Genomic DNA, 26,050 nt, shown 5'->3' with positions numbered 1-26,050 from the left:
AACAGGGTGTGTCAAAACATAAATGTCACGACATTTCCCTGATTTTAAGCGTCCTCCGGGATCACGATAACCAAGCGGCACTGACATCATTCAGGGCATCAGGTGGAGAAAAATTATGCCATTACTCTATGTGGCGATTGGCGTGGCATTACTGTTACTGCTGATGATTCGCTTTAAACTTAATGGTTTTATCGCGTTGATTCTGGTTGCGCTGGCGGTGGGCGTGATGCAGGGCATGCCGGTCAACAAAGTGATTATTTCAATTAAAAATGGCGTGGGCGGCACGCTGGGCGGTCTGGCGCTGATTATGGGCTTTGGCGCGATGCTCGGTAAACTGCTGGCCGACTGCGGCGGTGCGCAGCGTATTGCCACTACGTTGATTGCGAAGTTTGGCACGCGGCATATTCAGTGGGCGCTTGTGCTGACCGGTTTCATCGTGGGGTTTGCGCTGTTTTATGAAGTCGGTTTTGTCTTAATGCTGCCGCTGGTGTTTAGCGTCGCCGCATCAGCACGTGTCCCGCTGCTGTTTGTGGGCGTGCCGATGGCCGCGGCACTGTCCGTAACCCACGGTTTTCTGCCTCCCCATCCGGGCCCGACCGCCATTGCGACGCTGTTCAACGCAGATATGGGGAAAACGCTGCTGTTTGGCACCTTACTGGGCATTCCAACGGTGATTCTTGCGGGGCCGGTTTATGCCCGTTTCCTGAAAGGCATTGATAAACCGATTCCGGAAGGCCTGTACAACCCCAAAACATTCACGGAAGCGGAAATGCCGGGCTTTGGGGTCAGCGTCTGGACATCGCTTGTGCCTGTAATACTGATGGCGCTGCGCGCGGTGGCCGAAATGGTTCTGCCTAAAGGGCATGCCTTGCTCCCTTATGCTGAGTTCTTTGGCGATCCCATCATGGCGACACTGATTGCTGTGCTGATTGCTATCTTCACCTTCGGTCTGAATCGTGGTCGCAGTATGGAACAGGTCATGGATACCCTGAGCGACTCCATCAAGATTATCGCCATGATGCTGCTCATCATTGGCGGCGGCGGTGCCTTTAAACAGGTCCTGGTGGACAGCGGCGTGGATAAATACATCGCCGGTATGATGCATGCAACTAATCTGTCGCCTCTCTTCATGGCATGGTCAATCGCTGCTGTGTTACGTATTGCACTCGGATCCGCTACCGTTGCGGCCATTACGGCAGGCGGCATTGTGGCACCACTGATTGCGACCAGCGGTGCCAGCCCTGAACTGATGGTCATTGCGGTGGGCTCGGGCAGTGTGATTTTTTCACACGTTAACGATCCGGGGTTCTGGTTATTTAAAGAGTATTTTAACCTGACGATAGGCGAGACGCTTCGCTCCTGGTCTGCGCTGGAAACCATTATTTCGGTGTGTGGGCTGGTGGGCTGTTTGTTGCTCTCTTACGTGGTATAGAAATCAGAGCGTAGAAAACAAAAGGGCCGCACAGAACGGGCGGCCCAAAAGGTTAATCTGCATCTTCAAAACCCGCTTTCACCATTTCTTCTCGCAGTGCGCGGGCAATCTCACGGTTACCGCCTGTAACCGGATAAATCACATTGTTGACCACATCATCAAGGTAATGCTCCGCAAACTCTTGTCGGGTCAGTTGCGTGCCGCCTTCATCATTGATGGCGAAAAAACCTTTGATTTTGTCGCCGCTGTACTTTGCCTTAAGGCTGTAGCGGCCCATACTGGTATTAATACTGCTCATAAGGTCTCTCCCTGCTCTGCATTTGGACTGTCAACATTCTCGGGCTTTCCTGTCGGCATAAATTTTAGCCAGGAATAATCTGCAAAACGAAACGGCAGGCCGCACTAAAGCCACGCGATGCGATACTTCTCACAGAAAGAAACCGCTAAAACCGATTATTGCCTTCCGGTATGCGATCACGGCTGGCAAAAAGCAAACGGCAAAATCTCGCCTATACTGTCAGGGGATTGTTTTATTAGGTAAGGGATATGAAATGAAAATAATTTTGTGGATCATCGCCATCATTTTTATCGTCGGACTGCTGACGCTGACAGGCGTGTTTAAGCTCATCTTCTGATCGTGTTTTTACGGGCATCCAGACGGGTGCCCGATGCCTAAAATTTTCCTGTGTGTTGTTTCTCTCCCCTTCGTATTTCAGCCTGCATCTCTGCGTCATCCCGACCGGCTGTGCCATCCCCAGGTACGTTGTGGCCGCAATCGCTGTTCTTCTCATCAAGGCCCTCGTACGCCCGCACAAGCAGGATCAGCGCCCGGTTTCATAGAGGAGTAGGACAGGGACACACCATATTTTAGCGGGCTTCTCAGTAAGCCCGGTTGCCTGTAAGTTGCTGTTTCGCTAGCTGAAGGGCAGGTAAGCGGCTATTTGCCCTTGCCGTTTGGGATGTGTTCAGATTTTTTACGTTAAAATTTCCCCACTTTTCCGTAACATGAATGATAATTACATGCTGAAAATACCCGGAGAGGGACACGTATCCGGGATTGAGGCGTTTTTCCGTTACTGAGTTTCAGTGTGGAATACTGAATTTAATCGAAACGATACAGGTAGCATTGACGTGAATAAATCTCTTTTTTCAGGCCCCTTTTTGGCCCTGTTTGTCTCTTTTTCCCTCCAGGCCGCCACATTTACCCAGCAAATCAAATCCGGCTGGAACACCTTTAGCGATAATGTTCAGCAAACCTGGGAACAACCGCAGAGCATCGATCTTTATGTGCCTGCCATCACCTGGCACAACCGTTGGACCTATGACAGAGAGCATATTGATCGCTACAACGAACGTCCCTGGGGAGCGGGCGGTGGCGTTTCCCGTTACGACGAGAAAGGGAACTGGCATGGCCTTTATGCGATGGCGTTCAAAGACTCCTTTAATCATTGGGAACCCTTTACAGGCTATGGCTGGGAAGCGACCTGGCGCCCGCTCACTAATCAGGCATTTCATTATGGACTGGGCTATACGGTTGGGGTAACGGCAAGGGATAACTGGGGATATTATCCCATCCCGGCTATATTACCTCTGGCATCAGTAGGTTACGGCCCGGTGAACTTTCAAATGACTTACATTCCAGGGACTTATAACAACGGGAACGTGTATTTTGCCTGGGTGCGCTGGCAGTTTTAACTGTCCGCGCCAGTGAATAAGTCACCGAAGGGTAAATAAAATGGATATTTATCACTTTTTCATCAAATCAGGCTGGACAAAACCTTCAGCAATTGCTGTACTAGATGACGACACAGTTTAGTGTCCATTTTTCATGTAAAGGTAATATAGATGTCTAAGATTAAAGGTAACGTTAAGTGGTTTAATGAATCTAAAGGATTCGGTTTCATTACTCCTGAAGATGGCAGCAAAGATGTATTCGTACACTTCTCTGCGATCCAGAGCAATGGCTTCAAAACTCTGGCTGAAGGTCAGCGTGTAGAGTTTGAAATCACTGACGGCGCAAAAGGCCCATCTGCTGCTAACGTTATCAGTCTGTAAGTTAACAGTCAGAATTCTAAAAACCCGCCTTCTGGCGGGTTTTTTTATGCCTGCGTTAATCTGATTTTTGCTGCGGCGAGAATCCTGCTTGCGGTGTTGCTCACTTTAACCTCACGAACGGCTGCTTTCCTGCTGCCTTTCTTAATCCAGCCAGCCGCTTATCCGCCGTCAGGACGGTATTTCAGCGCATAAATTGCGCTACCAGTCACAGATAGCTCCTGTAACATAATTATAACAACCTCCCGAGGCAGCATTTTCGGGCTGATCGGGTTATAACTACCTTTCTACATCGCAGAGGAAGAGGTGACAGGATGAATATTCGCCCCGCCCAGGCCAGGGACAGTTTCGTGTTGAGCGCGCTGTTAAGTGAATTAGGTTATGGCGGCACAGAGTCGTTTATTGAACAGCGCCTTGCCCAGTTGATAACCGATCCCAGTGAAACGCTGCTGGTGGCCGAACACGGTAATCAGGTGCTGGGTTTTCTCTCTATGCACTTCATCCCACAACTGGCCCTGGCCGGTGATTTTGCCCGCATCAGCTATTTTTGTATTGCCGATGGTGAGCGCAGCAAAGGGGTGGGACAGACGCTGCTTAAGCAGGCTGAAGCGCTGGCGGCGCAACATGGCTGTGATCGCATGGAAGTACATTGTCATGCGTCACGCCTTAAAGCCAACCAGTTTTATGGCCGCGAAGGGTATGTTGAATCACCGCGCTACCATGTGAAAGCCTTACAGCCATTATAAGCGCCACAGCAGGGCTGCTGTCGGCAGGGAGGATGACGAATGAAAGTCGCGCTGGGTCAGTTTGTCGTTAAACGGGAATGGCAGGAGAATGCGCAAGCCTGTATAAACATGATGGCACAAGCCCGGGAAGCCAGCGCCGATCTGCTGGTGCTACCGGAGGCCGTGCTGGCCACAGATATGACCCACCCTGACTGGATACGGGAAGCGGCCCAACCGCTGAACGGCCCGTTTCTGACCCAGTTACTGACCACCAGCCAGGGGCAGGCGCTGACGACTGTGTTCGGGATGCATGTGCCGGGCGACAGCCATAAAGTCTTTAACGTTCTGGTGGCCATTCGCGACGGCAAGATTCTGGCGGAATACCGCAAGCTGCATCTGTACGACGCCTTTTCAATGCAGGAATCGGCGCGGGTTGAGGCCGGTCAGGACGTGCCGCCGTTGGTGCCCGTGGCGGGCATGAACGTTGGGCTGATGACCTGCTATGACGTGCGGTTTCCGGAAATGGCACGACGTCTGGTGCTGGATGGTGCTGACGTGCTGGTCGTGCCATCAGCGTGGGTCAGAGGACCGCTAAAAGAGATGCACTGGGATTTACTCACCCGAACGCGAGCGCTGGAAAATACCTGTTATGTATTGGCGGTGGGCGAGTGCGGCGCACGTAATATTGGCAACAGTATGGTGATCGATCCGCTGGGCGTACCCATAAGTCGCGCCGCGGAGTCGCCTGCTTTGATCGTTGCCGATCTGGACCCACAGCGCATTGCGGCGGCGCGGGCTCTGCTGCCGGTACTGGAGAACCGTCGCTTTGCCCGGCCAGAGCTGGATCAGGCGCGTTGATCCCCAAGGCGCAGGAGAACGGGCAAGGCGTAGCGCATAAAATGCGTCGGGCGTTTTCTTACTCTGTTACAGATTCCGCTTGAGGTTGCCCCTAAACTGCGCCTAAATAGTCATTACCGTTATTCGTCAGATTATAAGGTTAAATATGGAAGGTATCAGTATTGCCAAGCTGCTGATTATCGGTGCGCTTATCGTACTGCTTTTTGGCACCAACAAGTTACGCTCGCTGGGTGGCGATCTGGGCTCCGCAATCAAAGGCTTTAAAAAGGCTATGAAAGACGAAGATTCCAGTGCAGCACGTACCTCAGCGGAAGAAACCCCTGCAGAACGCGTTTCTCATAAAGAGTAAGACCGCGTCAGAATGACAGAAGTGTTACTTTTTATTTCTGACTGCAGAAAAAAACCAGATTGCGGACAATCTGGTTTTTGTTTTTTCTGCACCTGACACAACGGCAAATGCTTATTTCACTTCCAGCCCTTTTGCCTGCATATCCGCATGATAAGAAGAACGCACAAAGGGTCCACAGGCCGCGTGGGTAAAGCCCATCGCCAGCGCTTCTTCTTTCATTTCATCGAACTCCGCCGGGCTGACATAACGCTGAACAGGTAAATGGTGACGGCTGGGCTGCAAGTACTGTCCCAGAGTAAGCATTGTCACACCGTGACGACGCAGATCGCGCATAACCTCAATGATTTCAGCATTGGTTTCACCCAGACCAACCATTAAACCGGATTTCGTCGGTACATCAGGATGCGCCTCTTTAAAACGCTCCAGCAGCTTCAGCGACCATTCATAGTTGGCACCCGGACGCACCTGACGGTATACACGCGGCACGTTCTCAAGGTTGTGGTTAAACACATCCGGTGGGGTGGCGGTCAGAATCTCGAGCGCACGATCCATGCGACCACGGAAGTCGGGTACCAGCGTTTCGATCTTGATATTAGGGCTTTTTTCGCGGATGGCGGTAATACAGTCCGCAAAGTGCTGAGCACCGCCGTCGCGCAGATCGTCGCGGTCCACGGAGGTGATTACCACATAGCGCAATGCCATGTCGGCAATGGTCTGTGCCAGCTTACCGGGTTCATTCGCGTCGGGCGCGTTGGGGCGACCGTGTGCCACATCGCAGAACGGGCAACGTCGGGTACAAATTGCACCCAGAATCATAAAGGTGGCGGTACCGTGGTTAAAGCATTCGGCAAGGTTAGGGCAGGAGGCTTCTTCACAAACAGAGTGCAGACCGTTTTTACGCATCGCCGCTTTAATGCCCTGAATACGACTGGAGTCCGCAGGCAGTTTGATTTTCATCCACTCCGGCTTGCGTAAGATTTCTTGCCGGTCAACGGCCACGGTTTTCACCGGGATCAGCGCCATTTTGTCTGCGTCACGGTATTTGACGCCGCGTTCCATCTGAATTGGTTTACTCATAAATCAGCAGGTTCCGGTCGGATTGCGATTTGAAAGCTGTCTCACTCAACCCGAGAAGGCGGCTTTCAACTTTATTTGAAAAAAGTGCAAAAATTATATCATCTCAGCGGCCAGGAAGCAGCCACAGACGTGCGTGATAAGTTACATATTTGTAAATACGCACGCACCGTCAAGGTAAGGCCGGTTCCGCCTCATGCCATTCCACCTGCTGATAACCTAACTGGCGGGCGAAGGTCTCGGCAAGCCGTGGGCGGACATCCGCCAGCGTGACCTCCGGGCAAAAATGTTTTAACTGCGTCATGTGCATGCCCGCGTAACCGCAGGGGTTGATACGCAAAAACGGGCTGAGATCCATATCGACATTGAGAGCCAGCCCATGAAACGAGCACCCTTTGCGAATGCGCAGGCCCAGCGAGCAGATTTTTTCTTCTCCGACATAAACGCCGGGTGCATCGGCGCGCGCCCGAGCCGCCACACCAAAGCTGTCCAGTACGGCGATCACCGTTTCTTCTAACGCGGTGACAAGCTGACGCACGCCGGTTTTGCGACGTTTAACATCGATCAGCACATACATGATCTGCTGGCCCGGACCGTGATAGGTCACCTGGCCGCCGCGATCGCTCTGTACCACCGGAATCGAGCCGGGCATCAACAGGTGCTCGGCTTTGCCTGCCTGGCCCTGGGTAAAGACCGGCGGGTGTTCAACCAGCCAGACTTCATCACGGCTTTCGGCGTCGCGCTGGTCGGTGTAGCGATGCATCGCGTCTGAGGTTAACTGCCAGTCACATAAACCAGGCTGGCGAATAAGGAGCGTTTCAGCTGACAAAACGAATATCCGTTAAGAGGGCAGAGGCTGAGTATAACGCCGGCCGCGCGGAAGTGAAATGATGAGCGTAAAAGGAAGGCTGAGACATTTTCCGCCGCACCGGCGCGGTCTGCAAACAAAAACGGGCCAGCCGGTAGCACCGACATGGCCCGTTGGCAGTATGACTGACAGTGTTACAACACCATGCGCACGATTTCAATTTTGCCCAGTTCTTCATACAGGGTTTCAACCTGTTCGATATGTGTCGCATTAATGGTGACGTTGACCGAGTGATAGTTACCCTTGCTGCTCGGTTTCACCTCAGGGCTGTAATCGCCGGGAGCATGGCGCTGCACCACTTCAAGCACCAAATCAACCAGCTCCGGTTGTGCCAGCCCCATCACTTTATAGGTAAACGGGGTCGGGAATTCGAGCAGTTCATTCAGTTTGGTTTTCATAATCACTCCGGTACTTAAAAAACAGGCTCCCGCCGAAGCGGGAGCATCATATTAACCTGTAATGGGGGCGAAGTGGCGGTTTTTCAACCGCCGCCATGCACCTTTAACCAAACCAGTGATGGAACATCAGTTTGATGTAGTCAACGATACGGCTAAAGAAGCCGCCTTCAGAGACTTCGTTCAGCACCACCAGAGGGCGTTGATCGATGGTTTTGCCATCTAACTGGAAGTTGATGCTGCCCACAACCTGATTTTTCTTCAACGGTGCATGCAGTTCAGTATTGCTCAGCACATAGCTGGCTTTCAGGTCTTTCATACGGCCACGAGGAATGGTCAGATACGCATCTTTTTCCACGCCCAGCTGTACGCGATCGCTGTTACCAAACCACACGGGCTCAGAGGCAAACTCTTTGCCGGCTTTCAACGGTGCAACCGTTTCAAAGAAGCGGAAGCCCCAGGTCAGCAGCTTTTTGCTTTCGGTTTCACGGCCCTTAAAGGTATGTCCACCCATTACGGCGGAAATCAGGCGCATCTGACCTTCTGTCGCAGAGGCGACCAGGTTATAGCCCGCCGCTGCGGTGTGGCCGGTTTTGATCCCGTCGACCGACAGACTGGTATCCCACAGCAGACCATTACGGTTCATCTGGCGAATGTTGTTGAAGGTAAACTCTTTTTCTTTGTAAACCGCATACTCTTCCGGCACATCACGGATAAGCGCCTGACCAATCAACGCCATATCACGGGCGGAGCTGTATTGGCCTTCGGCGTCCAGGCCATGGACGGTCTGGAAGTGCGTGTTCTGCAGACCCAGCGCTTTCACGTAGTTGTTCATCAGCCCTACGAAAGCATCCTGGCTGCCGGCAACATAGTCCGCCATCGCGACGCAGGCATCATTACCAGACTGCAGGACGATACCGCGCGTTAACTGAGAAACCGGTACGCGATCGCCGGGTTTCAGGAACATCAGTGATGATCCTTTAAAGACCGGATTGCCCGTTGCCCAGGCATCCTGACCAACAGTCACCATGTCGTCCTGATGAATTTTCCCGGCTTTCACTGCCTGACCGATCACGTAGCTGGTCATCATCTTTGTCAGACTGGCAGGATCGCGGCGTGCATCGGCGTTCTTTTCAGCCAGCACTTTGCCTGAGTTGTAGTCGATAAGAACGTAGGCTTCCGCATCAATATCCGGAACGCCCGGAATCATGGTCTTAAGATTGACATCATCAGCAATGGCGGCATGGCTGAGAGAGAAAGCGATCAGTGATCCCACTGTCAGGCGTTTTAACAAACGAGAAGGTTTCAGCGTGTTCATGTGTGGGACGACAACATCCATGGGTTTAGGGTTAAAAAAAGTCATTCATCATAACAAATGCCTGATTAACAGGCATCCGGCTTGATAACTGGGTTGTTAACAGACGTTACCAGTCATGAGTAAAGCTGTTGTTTAACGACCTGCGGTGGTCACAAAAGCCGCGCTCTGACCCTCACGGCTCAGGCGCTGCTGTAGCGCCACAGCTTCGGCACGGGTTTTGTAACCGCCGAGCTGTACGCGATAAACGTTGTTCCCCGCGTTTTCCACTGCGCCGGGTACGCCGAAGCGCTGGCGCAGACTGCTGAGCAGCTGGCGCGCACGTGCTGCATCATTGATAGCGCTGACCTGGACGACATAGCCGGACAGCGAAGCGCTGCTGCTCTGGCTGGATGAAGCGGCGTGAGGCGCGGCGGCGCTGGCAACCACCGGTGCGGCAGTGGCGGGGGCCGCCTCTGGCTCACTGCCTTCCAGAACACCGCTCGGTAAGGGCTGAGGGGCCCCCAGAAAACCACTGCTCTGAACGGGCGCGCCCATGGCATTGTCCGTTTTCAGAGTCGCATTACTGATGGGCGACACGTCCTGTGCGGCAGGTGCCGTTTCCATTGCCGGTGCCGTTTGCGTCTGACCGCCGCCGTTCATGACGGAGGGCGAACTCATGACGGGGCCGTTCAGATCGGGGCGCGCGGGCAGGGCGTAACTCTGTTTTGCCACAACAGTGCCGATAGTACCCGGACCCGAGAGCGTGCCATCTGGCGCGACGCTGATGTAATCCACACGGACGCGGGTGTTATTGGAGATGTTCAGACGATCGCCGGCCGCACGCGACAGATCGATAATGCGTCCTGGCGTGTAAGGGCCACGATCGTTAACGCGCACGACAATCTGACGTCCGTTGGCCAGATTCGTGACGCGCACATAACTTGGCAGCGGCAGTGTCGGATGCGCGGCGGTCAGGGCATCCGGATCAAAAGCCTCGCCGATGGCGGTACGGCTGCCCTGGGCTTCGTCGCCATACCAGGCTGCTAATCCGACTTCACTGTAGTTAGCCGGATTTTTGATGATGTGATAAGTCTTGCCATTGACGCTGTAGTCCTGACTGGTCGACGGATTGACCGGCTCATAACGCGGCTCAACGCCAGGAATTTCCACCACCGGGCCATTGTAGGCGGGCTGGGGTGGAGCACTCTGCTGTTGCGGTTCCTGGGTAGAACATGCAGCCAACACCATTGAAGCCAATACAACGCCAAGCCAGTCCTTACGCATCTGCGACCTCTTAAACACTTTTAGATAACATTTTTCGGTGTGTGTGGATCGACATTACGATGCCAAATCCCGCCATAAGCACAATAAGCGCCGAGCCGCCATAGCTGACCAGCGGCAGCGGAACGCCAACCACCGGTAAGATACCACTAACCATGCCAATGTTAACGAAAACATAGACGAATAAAATCAACATTAATCCGCCCGCCATGACGCGCCCAAAGGTGGTCTGTGCCCGTGCGGCGACGATCAGGCCGCGCATGATTAACAGCAGGTAGAGCACCAGCAGTAACAACACGCCGACCAGACCCAGCTCTTCGGCCAGCACGGCAAAAATAAAGTCCGTATGACGTTCCGGCAAGAATTCCAGCTGTGACTGAGTACCGTGCAGCCAGCCTTTACCGCGCAAGCCGCCGGAGCCAATGGCGATTTTTGACTGAATGATGTGATAGCCCGCGCCCAATGGGTCGCTTTCCGGATCAAGCAGCATCATCACGCGGTCTCGCTGATAATCATGCATCAGGAAGAACCACAGGATAGGAATAAAGGCTGCGACCAGCAGGACGGCAATGCCAATCAGTTTCCAGCTCATGCCCGACAGAAACAACACAAACAGCCCGGACGCGGCGATGAGAATCGAGGTGCCGAGGTCAGGCTGTGCGGCCACCAGCAGTGTGGGAAGAAAAATCAGCACCAGCGCAATTGCGGTATTCTTCAGGGTAGGTGGACAGACATCGCGGTTAATAAAACGCGCCACCATTAACGGCACCGCAATTTTGGCGATCTCGGAAGGCTGAAAGCGGACAAACCCCAAATCCAGCCAGCGCTGTGCGCCTTTACTGATTTGCCCAAAAGCATCCACCGCGATCAGCAGAATGACGCAGATAATATACAGATAAGGTGCCCAGCCTTCATACACTCGCGGCGGGACCTGCGCCAGCACCAGCATCACCACTAATCCCATGGCGATCTGGCCCAGTTTACGTTCCATCATGCCGGGATCCTGGCCGCTGGCACTCCAGATAACAATGGCGCTGTAGGTCAGTAGCGCAAGGATGATCAGCATAAACAGCGGATCAATGTGCATGCGCATCCAGATCGTCCGCTTCTGCGGGCTGTCATTCATCGACATGATTATTCACCTTCATAGCCAGGTGGTGTAGGCGCAGCATCCGGCAGGACAGTATTGTTATCGCCTAACATAATGTGATCCAGAATCTGGCGCATGACCGTGCCCACTGCCGGACCGGCCCCGCCGTTTTCCAGAATCATGGTGACGGCAACGCGTGGTTTATCGTAAGGCGCGAAAGCGGTCATCAGCTTATGGTCACGTAAGCGTTCAGCGATTTTATGCGCATTATACGTTTCGTTCTCTTTCAGACCGAAGACCTGTGCGGTACCGGACTTCGCGGCAATTTTGTAAGGCGCATCGGCAAAGCTTTTGTGGGCCGTGCCGTTTGGCCGGTTGGCGACGCCGTACATGCCGTCTTTGGCAATTTCCCAGTAGCCAGAGTGGATATCGCCAATCGGCTGGGAAGGCGGCTGACGATAAGGCACCAGCGTACGGCCTTCACGGGTCGCGCGCAGCAAATGCGGCACTTTGATGATGCCGTCGTTGATAAGAATCATCATCGCTTTGTTCATCTGCAACGGTGTCGCTGTCCAGTAACCCTGACCGATGCCGACTGGAATGGTATCGCCTTGATACCAGGGCTTTTTAAAGCGACGCATTTTCCAGTCACGCGTCGGCATGTTGCCAGCGCTTTCCTGAGGCAGGTCAACGCCGGTGCGCATGCCATAGCCAAATTTCGTCATCCACTCCGACAGGCGATCGATGCCCATGTCATAGGCAACCTGATAAAAGAAGGTATCAGCGGACTCTTCCAGCGATTTGGTGACATTCAGGCGACCATGTCCCCATTTTTTCCAGTCACGGTAGCGTTTCTCGGAGCCGGGGAGTTGCCACCAGCCAGGATCGAACAGGCTGGTATTGCGGTTAATCACCCCCGCACTCAGGGCGGAGACGGCAACATAGGGTTTAACGGTAGAAGCAGGCGGATAAGCGGCCTGAATCGCGCGGTTATAGAGTGGGCGATTTTCATCGTTCAGCAAGCCGCGATAGTCTTTGCTGGAAATGCCGTCAACGAACAGGTTGGGATCGTAGCTGGGGGTCGACACCATCGCCAGAATCTCACCGGTGCGCGGATCGCTGACCACGACCGCTGCACGACTACCGGCCAGCAGCGTCTCGATATACTGCTGCAGTTTGAGATCGATAGTCAGATAAATATCACGACCGGCCTGGGGCGACTGCTCGTGCAACTGCCGTATGACCCGGCCACGGTTGTTAACTTCGACCTCTTCATAGCCGGTTTTGCCATGCAGCAGGTCTTCGTAATAGGCTTCGATACCGAGTTTGCCGATATCATGCGTCGCCGCATAGTTGGGCCATTTTCCCTCTTTATCCAGACGGGCTACGTCGCGGTCGTTAATTTTCGACACATAGCCCACAACATGAGTCAGTGTCTGGCCATAGGGATAGTAGCGGCGCTGGTAGCCTTTCACTTCTACGCCAGGAAAGCGATACTGATTTACCGCAAAGCGCGCCACCTGCACCTCATTCAACCCAGTTTTAACCGGAATCGACGTGAAGCGGCGTGAACGTTTACGCTCTTTTTCAAACGCCTCGATATCCTCATCGGTGAGTTCGAGGACCGGACGCAAATTTTGCAGGGTTTGTTTCAGGTCATCGACCTTTTCCGGCACCAGTTCTGCCTGGTAAATGGTCCGGTTCAGGGCCAGCGGCGTACCCGTGCGGTCATAGATGATGCCGCGGCTGGGCGCGACCGGCACCAGTTTGATTCGGTTTTCGTTGGAGCGGGTACTGTAATCGTCGAAACGTAAAATCTGCAGGTGATAGAGATTAACCACCAGCACGGAGGAGAGCAGTAAGACGCCGACAAAAGCAATAAAAGCCCTGCGGACAAAGACTTTTTGTTCGGCGCTGTAATCGCGAAAGGCGTTGCTTTGTAATTTCATCCGCTACTTGTAATGTCTGGAGTGAGCTTATCGGTTATTCACGATGATAAGGATGATTTGTCGTAATGCTCCATGCGCGATAGAGGCTTTCGGCAACCAGCACGCGCACCAGCGGATGAGGCAACGTTAAGGCCGAAAGCGACCAGCTCTGTTCCGCCGCCGCTTTGCAGGCTGGCGCTAACCCTTCCGGGCCGCCAATCAGCAGGCTGACATCGCGGCCATCCTGTTTCCAGCGTTCCAGCTGTTGGGCCAACTGTGGGGTTTCCCAGGGCTGTCCGGGAATATCCAGCGTGACAATCCGGTTGCCTTTACCTGTGGCGGCCAGCATCGCTTCACCTTCCTTTTCCAGGATGCGTTTGATGTCGGCATTTTTACCCCGTTTGCCCGCCGGAACTTCCGTCAGTTCAAACGGCATGTCTTTGGGAAAACGACGCAGGTATTCCATAAAACCGGTCTGCACCCAGTCAGGCATTTTGGTGCCGACGGCAACAAGCTGCAATTTCACCGCTTAACCCCAGAGCTTTTCCAGTTCATATAACTGACGGCTCTCTTCCTGCATCACATGCACGATGACTTCACCGAGGTCGACCACAACCCAGTCAGCGGCCGTCTTGCCTTCAACGCCCAGCGGCATCAGGCCGGCGGCGCGGGATTCCTGCTCAACGTGTTCAGCGATTGAGGTAACGTGGCGCGTCGAGGTGCCGGTGCAGATGATCATGAAATCAGTAATGCTTGATTTACCCTGAACGTCGAGGGTGACGATGTTCTGACCTTTCAAATCATCAATCTTATCAACAACGAACTCTTGGAGTGCTTTACCTTGCAAAAGGTTCCCCTTTAAAAACTGGTGAGAGCGGGCTGGCTGACGCCCGGGATACAGCCGAAAAATTTAGCGGCGTAGTATATCACGCCCATATCAGTCGCGATATAAGCCGGCGCGGTCGATATAGTCGATTACCGAGGCGGGCAGTAAATCGTCACAGGCGAGATGCTGATGACGACGCTTGCGAATTTCGGTAGCTGAAATGGCATAGCGCGGGGTTTCTGCCAGCCAGATGCCGCCGGCCGGACGCTGCTGCAGTTCCTGAGGATCGTGGATCACGTGTCTGTCCAGCCAGTCCTGCATGTCCGGCGTCGCCATCTCAGTCGGATAGCCTGGTCGCTGGCACACCAGCAGATGACACAGGCTCAGTAAATCCTGCCAGCGATGCCATTTTGCAAGCGTCAGTAATGAGTCCTGACCGATAATAAACCCTAACGGCTGATCGCCACGTTCAGCCCGTATGGCTTCTAACGTATCGACAGTCCATGAGGGCGTGTCCCGTTGCAGTTCGCGCGTATCGATATCAAAAAGCGGCCGATCGCGAATAGCGCACCGCAGCATCGCCAGGCGCTGTTGCGGACTGGCTTCCGGCTGCGGCCGGTGCGGCGGCACATTGTTGGGCAACAGGGTAACCCGGGCCAGGCCAGTTTGCTGCGCCAGCGCTTCTGCCGGGCGTAAATGGCCGAAATGGATCGGGTCGAAGGTGCCGCCAAACAGGGCGTGTAAATCAGACATGTGCAAAACTCGCGGGAAAAGCACGGTTGGCAATCAGCATCGACAGCGTTTGCAACTGTGGCCAGACCGATTGTCCATAATCCTGTTTCAGCGTAATTTCGATTTGCGTCAACAGATGGATTGCCTGTTGTAAGCGCGCTGCATCAAGGCGCTGCAACGCCTCAGTAAAGAGAGGACGGCGATTTTGCCAGATGCGCTGTTGATCCATCAGTGTACGCAGAGGTTGCTGTGTCTGATGACGTTGCAGGTGCAGCAGAGTCATCAGATCGCGCTGCAGCGTCCGCAGCAATATCGTCACTTCGCTGTCTTCACTTTCCAACTGTTGCAGGATATGCAGTGCGCGACGGCTCTTGCCTGCCAGTAGCGCGTCGACCCAGTGATAAGGCGTAAAGTGCGCGGCATCACTGACTGCGGCTTCAACGCGCGGTAGCGTGAGCTTGCCATCGGGCCACTGAAGAGACAGACGTTCAAGTGCCTGCGCCAGCGCCAGCAGGTTACCTTCGTAGCAGTAACAGAGTAGCTGGACCGCCGCATCGTCGATCGCGAGCCTCATCGCTTTGGCCCGGCTGGTGACCCAGCGCGGCAGTTGCGCCTGCTCCGGCGTCTGGCAGGGGACCAGCACCGCATGGGCTGACAGCGCTTTAAACCAGGCGCTGTTTTCCTGCGCTTTGCTGAGTTTCGCCATCCGGCAAATCAGCAAAATATCCTCATGAAGCAGCGAGGCGAGCGTGATCAGATGTTCGGCGATGGCGGCATTGGGACCATTTTCAGGAAACTGCAATGTAAGCGTCTGTCGCTGAGTAAACAGGCTCATTGACTGGCAACTGACAAACAGGCTGTCCCAGTCTGTTTGTGCATCCAGGGTAAAACTCACATGTTCTTCAAAGCCCTGCGCCACGGCGCTGGCGCGAATGGCATCCGCACTTTCCTGCAACAACAGAGGTTCATTGCCGGTTAATAAATAACAGGCGCGCAGCCCCTCACGGAGCTGCGCGCTGAGTTGTTCCGGATAAATCCTGATCATTGCGTCAGGGGTGCCGCGGAAGAGGCCGTTCCCGCAGCAGAGTGAACCGGTTTTGCCACCGTTGACGAAGAGGATGTCTGCGGGCTGTCCATCTGGGCCGCATGTACCGCCAACAGCTTACGAACCAGTTGTTCGGCTGCACGTTGACGCATCTCCTGGGTGATCATGTCCTGTTCCGCATCTTTCGCCAGGGCCGCGTTCGGGTTATCAAAGAACGAGCGATAAACGGTCGTGCTGATAGGGTAGATCCCTTTGTTGGGAATCAAGACCTGAGCCGTAACCACCATCGCCATCTGATATTCAGCGGTTGTGCCGCTGATGAAGACGGATGCGGTGCTTCGGCCCTGAGATTCCCCGCCCAGACGCAGGGTCGGTACGACCATGCTGTTTTTCTGCGTCGCTTCAACGATGTTAACGTTGTTGATTCGCAACTGCTGACGCACCACGCGCGTCAGCGGCCCGTAAGGATCGCCCGTTTCTAAGACCAGCGTTCGCAGTTCCGTCGGCACCTGAGTGGTGCCGCGCGGGTGAAAACCACAGCCAGCGGTGATCACCGCCGCCAGCATGACAAACAACCTGATAATCGGATGTCGCACAGTTCCTCCTGAACTTAACCCACAACCAGGTTAAGCAGTTTGCCCGGTACATAAATGACTTTACGAATGCTCACACCATCAAGGTATTTCGCCACCAGGGGCTCCTCAGCAGCGCGCGCCTGAACCTGCTCCTGTGTAGCCTCGGCTGCCACAGTAATTTTACCCCGCACTTTACCGTTGACCTGCACCACGACCAGCAGAGAATCTTCGACCATTGCGGCGTCATCCGCCACTGGCCATTCCGCATTGTCGATAGTGCCTTCGCCGCCCAGCGTCTGCCACAGCACGTAGCTGGCATGCGGGGTGAACGGATACAGCAAACGCGTCACGGCCAGTAAGGCCTCCTGCATCAACGCACGATCCTGCTCGCTGTCCTGCGGCGCACGCGCCAGCTTGTTCATCAGCTCCATGACCGCCGCAATCGCGGTGTTAAAGGTCTGGCGACGACCAATATCATCCGACACTTTGGCAATGGTTTTGTGCAGGTCGCGGCGCAACGCTTTCTGATCGTCATTCAGGCTGGCGACGTCCAGGGCAACCGTTGCACCTTTCTGTGAATGATCGTAGACCAGTTTCCAGACACGTTTCAGGAAGCGGTTTGCCCCTTCCACACCGGATTCCTGCCACTCCAGCGTCATATCCGCAGGCGAGGCAAACATCATGAACAGACGGACGGTATCGGCACCATAGCGCTCAACCATCAGTTGGGGATCGATGCCGTTGTTTTTCGACTTGGACATTTTGCTCATGCCCGCGTAAATCACCTCGCGGCCCTGAGTATCTACGGCTTTAACAATGCGGCCTTTCTCATCGCGCTCGACGGTCACGTCAACCGGCGAAACCCAGTTACGTTCGCCGTTAACGCCCAGATAATAGAACGCATCCGCTAACACCATGCCCTGGCACAGCAGACGTTTGGCTGGCTCATTCGAATTCACCAGGCCTGCATCACGCAGCAGTTTATGGAAGAAGCGGAAATACATCAGGTGCATGATGGCGTGTTCGATACCGCCGACATACTGATCTACCGGCAGCCAGTAGTTTGCTGCAGCCGGGTCCAGCATACCGTCCTTGTAGTCTGCACAGGTATAACGCGCGTAGTACCAAGACGATTCCATAAAGGTATCAAAGGTATCGGTTTCGCGCAGCGCAGGCTGACCGTTCACGGTGGTTTTTGCCCAGTCCGGATCGGCTTTAATCGGACTGGTAATGCCGTCCATGACCACGTCTTCCGGCAGAATCACCGGTAACTGGTCTTCTGGTGTCGGCATGACGGTGCCATCTTCCAGGGTTACCATCGGAATCGGCGCGCCCCAGTAACGCTGACGAGAAACGCCCCAGTCGCGCAGGCGATAGTTGACTTTACGCTCGCCAACGCCTTTTGCCGCCAGCGCATCTGCAATGGCGTTAAAACCGGCACTGTGATCCAGGCCGCTGCACTCGGCAGAGTTAAACAGCGTACCTTTGTCGGTCATCGCGGCGGCGCTGACGTCAGGCTCGCTGCCGTCCAGATTGAGGATAACCGGTTTGATCGGCAGATCGTATTTGGTCGCAAATTCCCAGTCGCGCTGGTCATGCGCCGGCACGGCCATGACCGCACCCGTACCGTATTCCATCAGGACGAAGTTCGCGACCCACACAGGAAGACGTTCACCCGTTAACGGATGCACGACAGACAGGCCTGTCGCCATGCCTTTCTTTTCCATGGTGGCCATATCGGCTTCGGCTACCTTGGTATTGCGGCATTCTGCGATAAAATCAGCCAGAGCAGGGTTGCTGGCCGCCGCCTGTGCCGCCAGCGGATGACCGGCGGCGACAGCGACATAGGTCGCGCCGTAGAAGGTGTCCGGACGCGTGGTATAAACTGTCACTTTTTCGCTGCTGTCTGCCACGTCAAAGGTGATTTCCACCCCTTCAGAACGGCCGATCCAGTTACGCTGCATGGTTTTGACCTGCTCAGGCCACTCTTCCAGCGTATCCAGATCGTTTAACAGCTCTTCGGCGTAATCAGTGATTTTAATGAACCACTGTGGGATCTCTTTGCGCTCGACTTTGGTGTCACAGCGCCAGCAGCAGCCATCGATAACCTGCTCGTTAGCCAGTACGGTCTGATCGTTCGGGCACCAGTTCACCGCCGAGGTTTTTTTGTACACCAGGCCTTTTTCATACAGTTTGGTGAAGAACCACTGTTCCCAGCGGTAATACTCCGGTTGACAGGTCGCCAGCTCGCGGCTCCAGTCATAGCCAAATCCCAGCAGCTTAAGCTGGTTTTTCATGTACGCGATGTTGTCATAAGTCCAGGGCGCCGGCGCGGTATTGTTTTTGACCGCCGCGCCTTCCGCAGGCAGACCGAAGGCGTCCCAGCCAATTGGCTGCAGCACGTTTTTGCCGAGCATGCGCTGATAACGCGCAATGACGTCGCCGATGGTGTAGTTACGAACGTGGCCCATGTGCAGGCGGCCAGAAGGATAGGGCAGCATAGACAGGCAGTAGTACTTCTCTTTGCCTTCCTGCTCAGTCACTTTAAACGTTTCGTTTTCATCCCACTGCTGCTGAACGCGGGATTCAATCTCTTCCGGGCGGTATTGCTCTTGCATGGCTGCCTGTGGTCCTTAATAGATGACACTTTGCTGACTTTACGATCCGCATAGCATACCCATAAGGCCGCACATCAACAACACTTCCCACTTTTGCGGGGCGATTTATCGTCAACGCATCCCTGCTTTCACTCTTTTACGCTTCCTTACCCAGCGAGCCGGGCAAATGTGACAAAGTAGCTAAACTTAGTACAGGTACTGAGCGCAAAAAGGAGAATAAAATGAATAAAGTGGCCCAGGAATATCACGCCTCACTGGCGGTATTAACCGAACGTCTTCGCCACGGCGATCGCGATCTGGATACATTAGTCGACGATCGGCGCCGTCATTTACAAGCGCACTCCGATCTGACGCCGGACGAAATCGATCGGGCGCTGACGTCGGTGCGTCGCGATCTGGCAGAGTTTGGCCGTAACTATGCAGAGGCGGAAGAGCCGGTCGCCGACTCCGTTTTTATGCGCGTGATTCGGGAAAGCATCTGGAAGGAGCTGGCAGATATTACGGATAAAAGTCAGTTAGAGTGGCGTGAGGTTTTTCAGGATTTGCAACATCACGGTGTGTACCAAAGTGGTGAGGTGGTGGGCCTGGGCAATCTGGTCTGCGAAAAATGCCACTTCACTCGCGCCATTTATACGCCGGAAACGCTGTCACGTTGCCCCGAATGCAATCACGATCAGTTTTATCGTCAGCCTTTTGAGCCGTAGAAGAAGCAGGCGGGCTTTGTGCCCGCCTGACGTTTAGTGCAGAATTTTTGCCAGGAAATCCTTTGCCCGCTCAGACTGTGGATTATTAAAGAAGTCATCTTTATGGGTGTCTTCGATAATTTTTCCTTCGTCCATAAAGATCACCCGATTGGCCACCTTACGGGCGAAGCCCATTTCATGTGTCACGACCATCATGGTCATGCCTTCCTGGGCCAGTTCGACCATAACGTCCAGCACTTCATTGATCATTTCGGGATCGAGTGCGGAGGTCGGCTCATCAAACAGCATGGCAATCGGATCCATACAGAGTGCCCGCGCAATCGCGACACGCTGCTGCTGACCGCCCGAGAGCTGGCCGGGAAATTTATCTGCATGCGCTGACAGGCCCACGCGAGTCAGCAATTTGAGGCCTTTCTCGCGGGCGGCGGTTTTGTCGCGCTTTAAGACTTTGACCTGCGCCAGCACCAGGTTATCAATAATGCTCAGGTGAGGGAACAGTTCGAAGTGCTGAAACACCATGCCGACCTTACTGCGCAGTTTGGCCAGATTGGTTTTTTTATTGTTCACTTCAGTACCGTTTACCGTAATGCTGCCCTGTTGCACAGGTTCCAGGCCATTCACGGTTTTGATCAGGGTCGATTTGCCCGAGCCTGACGGCCCGCATACCACAACCACTTCACCGGTCTTGACTTCGGTAGAGCAGTCGGTCAGCACCTGAAATTGACCATACCACTTAGAAACGTTTTTCAGGCTAATCATTTAAACCGTCCTTTTTCTTTTTAGATAGCTGACCAACAGTGACGCGCTCAGGCTGATCACGAAGTAGACCAGACCGGCAAACAACACCATCTCAACCTGGGTACCGTCACGCTCACCGATGGTGGAGGCGGTGCGGAAGAAGTCCGCCAGGCTCAGCACATACACTAACGAGGTATCCTGGAACAGGACGATGCCCTGGGTCAGTAACAGCGGAACCATGGCACGAAACGCCTGAGGCAGAATCACCAGGCGCATGGACTGCCACTGCGTCATGCCCAGCGCCAGCGCCGCGCTGGATTGCCCACGCGCAATACTGATGATGCCGGCGCGAATGATTTCCGAATAATACGCCGCTTCGAACAGCGAAAAGGCGACCATTGCCGAAATCAAACGAATGTCGGTTTTAGGGGAAATACCCAGCACCTGCTGCAGGAAACTCGGCACCACCAGATAAAACCACAGCAGGACCATAACCAGCGGTACCGAACGGAACAGGTTAACGTACAGTTTGGCAAACCAGCTGATGGGCCTGAAGGTCGACAAACGCATCACCGCCAGCAGCGTGCCCCACAGGATGCCGAAGACCACCGCCGTAAGCGTGATTTTAAAGGTAATGACCAGACCATTAAGCAGGTAAGGCAGGCTGGGAGGAATGGAACTCCAGTCAAACGCGTACATCACTTGCCTCCCATATTGCCGGGCAGACGCACTTTGCGCTCAACCAGGCTCATCAAAAACATAATCACCAGGTTGATGGCAATGTAGGCCAGCGTAATGGCCGTAAACGATTCATAAGCGTGTGCGGAATAGTCCAGCAGCTTGCCCGCCTGCGCAGCCATGTCCACCAGGCCGATCGTCGACGCAATCGCCGAGTTTTTAACCAGGTTAAGCATTTCTGACGTCATTGGCGGCACAATCACGCGGTAAGCATTAGGAAGCAACACGTAGCGATAGGTTTGTGGCAGCGTCAGGCCCATTGCCAGCCCGGCATTCTTTTGTCCCCGCGGCAAAGACTGAATCGCCGCGCGCACCTGCTCGCAGACGCGTGCGGCGGTAAACAGGCCCAGACAGATCACCGATGAGATAAAGAACTGCAGGTTGGGATCCAGCTCCGACTTAAACCACATGCCAAGCTTCTGACCAACCAGCTCTGGCGCCACCAGATACCAGAAAAAGAACTGCACGATCAGGGGGATGTTACGAAACAATTCCACATAGCAGGTGCCAATCGTTGCCAGCAGGCGATTAGGCACGGTACGCAGAATGCCAAAGAATGAACCTACGCAGAAAGCGATAATCCAGGCACAGCAGGAGACAGCAATTGTCACCTGAAAACCGGACCACAACCAGCCGAGATAGGTGGTATTTCCGAACGGGGCCTGTTCGAGAAAAATGCCCCAGTTCCAATCGATACCCATAACGAACTCCGGTAAAAAAGGGTAGCAGAGCTACCCTGAAGATTGATGAACGGCTTAATGCGCCTGAATCAGGGGAACGACCCGATCAGGCGGTCTGTCCACGCCGCGGTTTCAGCAATCGAGAGGGCGACAGCGCCGCCCTTGTTATCGTTGTTAATTCAGCGCTTTATCATTCGGCGTTTTGAACAGGGCTTTCATGTCATCAGACAATTCAAAGTTCATGTTCAGGTTTTTAGGAGGAATAGGCTGTTTAAACCAGGTGTCGAACCATTTTTCTGCCTGGCCGGAGGTCTGGGCTTTTGCAATGGTGTCATCAACCAGCTTTTTGAACTGCGGATCGTCTTTGCGCAGCATACAGCCATAAGCTTCTTTAGACTGTGGCGTACCGATAATGACCCAGTCATCCGGTTTTTTCGCTTTAGCGCGTTCGCCAGCCAGCAGGGCGTCATCCATCATAAAGGCCACGGCACGACCGGTTTCCAGCGTACGGAACGAATCACCATGGTCTTTGGCGCTGATGATGCGCATATCCATCTTTTTCTCGTCGTTCAGTTTATGCAGCAGCACTTCTGACGTCGTACCTGAGGTCACCACGACAGTCTTGCCTTTCAGATCGTCAAAATCCTTAATTGGGCTGCCTTTTTTAACCAGCAAGCGGGTACCGATAACAAAAATGGTGTCGGAAAAGGCCGCCTGTTTCTGGCGCTCAAGGTTATTGGTCGTTGAGCCACATTCGTAGTCATAGGTGCCGTTTTGCAGCAGCGGAATACGGTTCTGTGAAGTAATCGGGATCATTTTGATCTGCAGATCAGGTTTATTCAGCTTCGCTTTAATGGCATCAGCAATCGCGTTTGAATAAGCCTGTGAATAGCCAACGACTTTCTGTTGGTTGTCGTAATATGAAAAGGGAACTGACGATTCGCGATGCCCGATAACAATGACGCCACTGTCATTAATTTTTTTCAGGGTACCGCTGAGATCTTCCGCCTGGGCCGCTCCCGCTGCTGCGCTCAACAGCAAAAGAGATAATGCCACTTTGCGTAATTGCATGTTCCAACTCCTTCGTGTGGAAATTGCACAGGATCAACCCTGTACTGAGTGTGATGTTGTGTGTATTTTGCACTGCTTTTCTTATTATTCCCTCGCGCGTCTGCGCTTAAGAATATTCACTAACATAGCGGATTGTTAACCTAATGAAACAAAAAAGTTTCTTTTTTGCGATGGCATTCGCACCAAAAAAAGGCAATCGCGCGTCCATGCACGCGGAAGGTGCGCAGATTGAGCGTTAATGGTGCATTACGCCCATGCCATCGTGGGTAACAAGCCCCGCGTTGCAGGAATACAGAAACATTTAGCAATCATCGTGCCAGAATAAAATGACAGTGGGGTGAACGGGCGGTTTGACTGAAGAAGCAGAAGCAGAAGCAGAAGCAGAAGCAGAAGCAGAAGCAGAAGCAGAAGCAGAAGCAGAAACAAAAGCAGTAAAAGGGGGAAGGGAAACAGCGTGCGGATTAAGACACCGCGAAAGGCTGTGGCGAAGCAGCGCTTCACCACAGCGTGTCAGCGCTGACGTCGGATGAAGGCCAGTAACCCGGCCAGCACTGTCGCTATCCATACCGGCCAGAGCCCGGCTTTCGAGTATGGCGTTTCGCCGCGGGTAGGCGTTACCTTATCCACGAGTACGCCGCGCGTGAACTGCGGCAGAACCTTTTCCACATCGCCATTGGCATTCACCACGGCGGTTACGCCATTGTTGGTGCCGCGCAGCAGCGGTCTGCCCAGCTCAAGTGCGCGCATACGCGCCATCTGGAAGTGTTGCCAGGGACCAATCGAGTGACCAAACCAGGCATCATTAGAGACGGTCAGCAGAAAGTCGGTGTCCGGACGGAAGTTCGCCCGCACCTGCTCACCCAACACGATCTCGTAGCAAATCGCCGTCGTAAGGTGATAATTCGCCACATTGAGCTGAGGCTGCAAATAGGCACCGCGGCTGAAGGCAGACATCGGCAAATCGAAGAAGGGGGCAAGCGGGCGCAGCAAATCCGCCATGGGAACAAACTCACCAAACGGCACCAGATGGTTTTTCTGATAGCGGTTAGTGCTGAAGTAGTTGTAGGGCTTCGGCCCGCCCAGCACGATAACCGTGTTGTAATCATGATAACGATTCTGCTCCAGGCGCGAATCCACGATACCGGTCACCAGTGCGCTACCGCGCGCGCGGAGTTCGGCATCCAGCGAACGCAGGAACGGTTGCTGGTTACTTTCCAGATCGGTAATTGCCGACTCCGGCCAGATAATAATGGGGGCTTTCCCCATCAGCGGCTGGCTTAAATCGTTATAAATGCGCAGCGTGTTCAGCAACTGCTGCGGGTCCCACTTCATCGACTGGGGAATATCGCCCTGCACCAGCGCGACATCGACCGCCTGCTGGGGTAAAGGCTGATACCAGTGCAGATAACGCAACGGCCAGCATATTGCCAGTAACGCGAGCGCGCCCACCAGGCTTTTCACCTGACGTCGCTGCTGCGCATAAACCAGCAAACCCGCAATGACCATCAGCAGGAAGGTAATACTTTCCACGCCAGCCAGCGGCGCAATCCCCTTTAGCGGGCCATCAATCTGACTGTAGCCAAACTGCAACCACGGAAAGCCGGTTAAAATCCAGCCGCGCAAAAACTCCGTCACCTGCCATAACGCGGGAGCGGCCAGCGCCAGTCGCCACAGTGTGGGACGTGGCCAAATCCGGTTCAGGATGCCGGTAAACAGCGCCGGATAAATCGCGAGGTAAGCCGCCAGCAGGACCACCAGAAAAACGTTCACTGGGCCAGGCATGCCGCCAAAAGTGGCAATGCTGACATAAACCCAGTTAATACCGCTGCCAAACAGGCCAAACCCCCAACTGAAACCAATGGCGCTGGCCTGAGGACTGGTGCGGTTCAACGTCAGAAGTTGCAGGCCGAACAGCGAAAGCAGGGCGGCAGGCCAGAAATCATAAGGGGAAAAGGCGAGCGTGCCACAGGCGCCGCTCAGTAAAGCCAGCAGCAGACGGACCCGCTGCTGCTGGTAAAAGGAGGCAAATGCCATAGCGTTATTCGTCATCCAGTTGAGGTAGCGCCGAATTTTCCGGGATTTTTACGTGGACCTGAATGATACGGCGGCTGTCGGCCATGGCAACTTTGAACTGGTAACCATCAATGTCGATGCTTTCACCGCGCGCCGGCAGATGACCAAAGCCCTGCATTACCAGTCCACCAATGGTATCCACTTCGTCATCGCTGAACTGGGTGCCGAACACCTCATTGAAATCCTCAATGGGGGTTAACGCACGCACCGTGTAGGTCTGGCGGTTGAGCTGGCGGATATCCCGATCTTCCTCATCGTCATATTCGTCTTCAATTTCGCCAACAATCAGTTCGAGAATATCTTCAATCGTGACCAGTCCGGACACGCCACCAAACTCATCGATCACAATCGCCATATGATAGCGCTGGGAACGAAACTCTTTCAGCATACGGTCAACGCGCTTGCTCTCAGGCACAACCACCGCAGGACGCAGCACTTTTTCGACGCTGAAGGCTTCTGATTCGCTGCTCATAAACGGCAGCAGATCTTTCGCCATCAGGATGCCTTCAACATGGTCCTTGTCTTCGCTGATCACCGGAAAGCGGGAGTGTGCGGAGTCAATGATCACATCCAGGCACTCTTCGAGGTTCTGGTTGCGTTTCAGGGTGATCATCTGAGAGCGCGGAATCATGATGTCGCGTACGCGCTGTTCTGCAATATCCAGCACGCCTTCCAGCATGTCGCGGGTATCCTGATCAATCAGGTCCTTTTGATTGGAATCACGGATAAGGCTCAGGAGCTCGTCACGGTTTTTGGGTTCACCGTGAAACAGTTGGTTGAGCAGTAGGGAAAAAAATCCCTTTTTACTACTGGGTGCATCGCTGTTTTGAGAATGGTCGTCGCTCATGGCGGTTTTTAAAGATCTCTCTGGTCAGTAAGTGATGCTGCCGGTCGGGTTACC

The 26,050-nt window shown here is 54.0% G+C and carries 27 protein-coding genes; 7 read left to right on the top strand and 20 right to left on the bottom strand.

Going from position 1 to position 26,050, the window contains the following annotated elements; translation table 11 throughout:
• The first annotated feature begins 115 nt into the window (after positions 1–115).
• Positions 116–1,432, top strand: coding sequence for a gluconate transporter (gene gntT / locus RAC65_RS07775; protein WP_039342906.1), 1,317 nt, complete (start codon positions 116–118; stop codon positions 1,430–1,432).
• Positions 1,433–1,484: 52 nt separating this feature from the next.
• On the opposite strand, the gene RAC65_RS07770 is transcribed toward gntT, so the two are convergent.
• Positions 1,485–1,730: a hypothetical protein gene (locus RAC65_RS07770; RefSeq protein WP_006118397.1), complete on the bottom strand. Its 246-nt coding sequence runs from the start codon at positions 1,728–1,730 to the stop codon at positions 1,485–1,487.
• Between the two features lie 863 nt (positions 1,731–2,593).
• On the opposite strand from RAC65_RS07770, the gene pagP reads away from it, so the two are divergent.
• From pagP to tatE, 5 genes are all read left to right on the top strand, one after another.
• Positions 2,594–3,127: a lipid IV(A) palmitoyltransferase PagP gene (gene pagP / locus RAC65_RS07765; protein WP_110267826.1), complete on the top strand. Its 534-nt coding sequence runs from the start codon at positions 2,594–2,596 to the stop codon at positions 3,125–3,127.
• Positions 3,128–3,277: 150 nt separating this feature from the next.
• Positions 3,278–3,487 (top strand): transcription antiterminator/RNA stability regulator CspE, encoded by a 210-nt coding sequence (gene cspE / locus RAC65_RS07760; RefSeq protein WP_006118399.1) that lies wholly within the window; start codon positions 3,278–3,280, stop codon positions 3,485–3,487.
• Between the two features lie 311 nt (positions 3,488–3,798).
• Positions 3,799–4,230: a GNAT family N-acetyltransferase gene (locus RAC65_RS07755; protein WP_033737452.1), complete on the top strand. Its 432-nt coding sequence runs from the start codon at positions 3,799–3,801 to the stop codon at positions 4,228–4,230.
• A 39-nt stretch (positions 4,231–4,269) separates the two neighbouring features.
• Positions 4,270–5,067, top strand: a complete 798-nt coding sequence (locus tag RAC65_RS07750) for a deaminated glutathione amidase (RefSeq protein ID WP_375096550.1) — start codon at positions 4,270–4,272, stop codon at positions 5,065–5,067.
• Between the two features lie 145 nt (positions 5,068–5,212).
• Positions 5,213–5,416, top strand: a complete 204-nt coding sequence (gene tatE, locus RAC65_RS07745; RefSeq protein ID WP_006118401.1) for a twin-arginine translocase subunit TatE — start codon at positions 5,213–5,215, stop codon at positions 5,414–5,416.
• A 111-nt stretch (positions 5,417–5,527) separates the two neighbouring features.
• On the opposite strand, the gene lipA is transcribed toward tatE, so the two are convergent.
• The 13 genes from lipA to leuS all read right to left on the bottom strand — a co-directional run bounded on the left by lipA (position 5,528) and on the right by leuS (position 19,145).
• A complete protein-coding gene (lipA, locus tag RAC65_RS07740) occupies positions 5,528–6,493 on the bottom strand; it encodes a lipoyl synthase (RefSeq protein ID WP_006118402.1) in 966 nt (321 codons plus the stop codon).
• A gap of 169 nt (positions 6,494–6,662) precedes the next feature.
• Positions 6,663–7,319 (bottom strand): lipoyl(octanoyl) transferase LipB, encoded by a 657-nt coding sequence (gene lipB, locus RAC65_RS07735; protein WP_006118403.1) that lies wholly within the window; start codon positions 7,317–7,319, stop codon positions 6,663–6,665.
• 173 nt (positions 7,320–7,492) lie between these two features.
• Positions 7,493–7,756, bottom strand: a complete 264-nt coding sequence (gene ybeD, locus RAC65_RS07730; protein ID WP_006118404.1) for a DUF493 family protein YbeD — start codon at positions 7,754–7,756, stop codon at positions 7,493–7,495.
• A gap of 103 nt (positions 7,757–7,859) precedes the next feature.
• The gene (dacA, locus tag RAC65_RS07725; protein ID WP_006118405.1) at positions 7,860–9,071 is read right to left on the bottom strand and encodes a D-alanyl-D-alanine carboxypeptidase DacA; all 1,212 of its coding nucleotides are present in this window, start codon (positions 9,069–9,071) and stop codon (positions 7,860–7,862) included.
• A gap of 132 nt (positions 9,072–9,203) precedes the next feature.
• Entirely contained in the window at positions 9,204–10,334 is a 1,131-nt protein-coding gene (gene rlpA / locus RAC65_RS07720) for an endolytic peptidoglycan transglycosylase RlpA (protein WP_375096549.1), read from the bottom strand.
• Positions 10,335–10,344: 10 nt separating this feature from the next.
• Positions 10,345–11,457, bottom strand: a complete 1,113-nt coding sequence (mrdB, locus tag RAC65_RS07715) for a peptidoglycan glycosyltransferase MrdB (protein ID WP_006118407.1) — start codon at positions 11,455–11,457, stop codon at positions 10,345–10,347.
• An 8-nt stretch (positions 11,458–11,465) separates the two neighbouring features.
• Positions 11,466–13,370 carry a peptidoglycan DD-transpeptidase MrdA gene (gene mrdA / locus RAC65_RS07710; protein ID WP_033737455.1) on the bottom strand — a complete coding sequence of 635 codons (1,905 nt, stop codon included), beginning with the start codon at positions 13,368–13,370 and terminating at the stop codon, positions 11,466–11,468.
• Positions 13,371–13,404: 34 nt separating this feature from the next.
• Positions 13,405–13,875: a 23S rRNA (pseudouridine(1915)-N(3))-methyltransferase RlmH gene (rlmH, locus tag RAC65_RS07705; protein ID WP_006118409.1), complete on the bottom strand. Its 471-nt coding sequence runs from the start codon at positions 13,873–13,875 to the stop codon at positions 13,405–13,407.
• Positions 13,876–13,878: 3 nt separating this feature from the next.
• Complete coding sequence (rsfS, locus tag RAC65_RS07700) at positions 13,879–14,196, bottom strand: ribosome silencing factor (RefSeq protein ID WP_006118410.1); 318 nt, start codon at positions 14,194–14,196, stop codon at positions 13,879–13,881.
• Between the two features lie 90 nt (positions 14,197–14,286).
• On the bottom strand, positions 14,287–14,928 hold the full coding sequence (gene nadD, locus RAC65_RS07695) for a nicotinate-nucleotide adenylyltransferase (protein WP_324020233.1): 642 nt from the start codon (positions 14,926–14,928) through the stop codon (positions 14,287–14,289).
• Positions 14,921–15,952 carry a DNA polymerase III subunit delta gene (gene holA / locus RAC65_RS07690; RefSeq protein ID WP_039342893.1) on the bottom strand — a complete coding sequence of 344 codons (1,032 nt, stop codon included), beginning with the start codon at positions 15,950–15,952 and terminating at the stop codon, positions 14,921–14,923. Before holA ends, nadD begins: the two co-directional genes overlap by 8 nt.
• A complete protein-coding gene (gene lptE / locus RAC65_RS07685; protein ID WP_006118413.1) occupies positions 15,949–16,548 on the bottom strand; it encodes an LPS assembly lipoprotein LptE in 600 nt (199 codons plus the stop codon). Before lptE ends, holA begins: the two co-directional genes overlap by 4 nt.
• 14 nt (positions 16,549–16,562) lie before the next feature.
• Positions 16,563–19,145 (bottom strand): leucine--tRNA ligase, encoded by a 2,583-nt coding sequence (gene leuS, locus RAC65_RS07680; RefSeq protein WP_039342889.1) that lies wholly within the window; start codon positions 19,143–19,145, stop codon positions 16,563–16,565.
• A 221-nt stretch (positions 19,146–19,366) separates the two neighbouring features.
• Between leuS and RAC65_RS07675 the strand changes: the two genes are divergently transcribed.
• Entirely contained in the window at positions 19,367–19,849 is a 483-nt protein-coding gene (locus RAC65_RS07675) for a zinc ribbon-containing protein (protein ID WP_006118415.1), read from the top strand.
• A gap of 33 nt (positions 19,850–19,882) precedes the next feature.
• Here the strand turns inward: RAC65_RS07675 and RAC65_RS07670 are convergent, their stop codons facing one another.
• The 6 genes from RAC65_RS07670 to corC form a co-directional block, all read right to left on the bottom strand.
• The gene (locus RAC65_RS07670) at positions 19,883–20,608 is read right to left on the bottom strand and encodes an amino acid ABC transporter ATP-binding protein (RefSeq protein WP_039342886.1); all 726 of its coding nucleotides are present in this window, start codon (positions 20,606–20,608) and stop codon (positions 19,883–19,885) included.
• Positions 20,609–21,286 carry a glutamate/aspartate ABC transporter permease GltK gene (gene gltK / locus RAC65_RS07665; protein ID WP_006118417.1) on the bottom strand — a complete coding sequence of 226 codons (678 nt, stop codon included), beginning with the start codon at positions 21,284–21,286 and terminating at the stop codon, positions 20,609–20,611.
• Positions 21,286–22,026 (bottom strand): amino acid ABC transporter permease, encoded by a 741-nt coding sequence (locus RAC65_RS07660; RefSeq protein ID WP_006118418.1) that lies wholly within the window; start codon positions 22,024–22,026, stop codon positions 21,286–21,288. Before RAC65_RS07660 ends, gltK begins: the two co-directional genes overlap by 1 nt.
• A 153-nt stretch (positions 22,027–22,179) precedes the next feature.
• Positions 22,180–23,076 carry an amino acid ABC transporter substrate-binding protein gene (locus RAC65_RS07655; protein WP_033739290.1) on the bottom strand — a complete coding sequence of 299 codons (897 nt, stop codon included), beginning with the start codon at positions 23,074–23,076 and terminating at the stop codon, positions 22,180–22,182.
• Positions 23,077–23,586: 510 nt separating this feature from the next.
• Positions 23,587–25,110 carry an apolipoprotein N-acyltransferase gene (gene lnt, locus RAC65_RS07650; RefSeq protein ID WP_058701174.1) on the bottom strand — a complete coding sequence of 508 codons (1,524 nt, stop codon included), beginning with the start codon at positions 25,108–25,110 and terminating at the stop codon, positions 23,587–23,589.
• 4 nt (positions 25,111–25,114) lie between these two features.
• Positions 25,115–25,996: a CNNM family magnesium/cobalt transport protein CorC gene (corC, locus tag RAC65_RS07645; RefSeq protein ID WP_033739293.1), complete on the bottom strand. Its 882-nt coding sequence runs from the start codon at positions 25,994–25,996 to the stop codon at positions 25,115–25,117.
• Positions 25,997–26,050 lie beyond the last annotated feature (54 nt).

The organism is Pantoea sp. BS_8, assembly GCF_041954965.1.
GTDB lineage: Bacteria > Pseudomonadota > Gammaproteobacteria > Enterobacterales > Enterobacteriaceae > Pantoea > Pantoea stewartii.
Note: the sequence above shows the minus strand (reverse complement) of the source record. Positions and strands in the feature narration are given on the sequence as shown.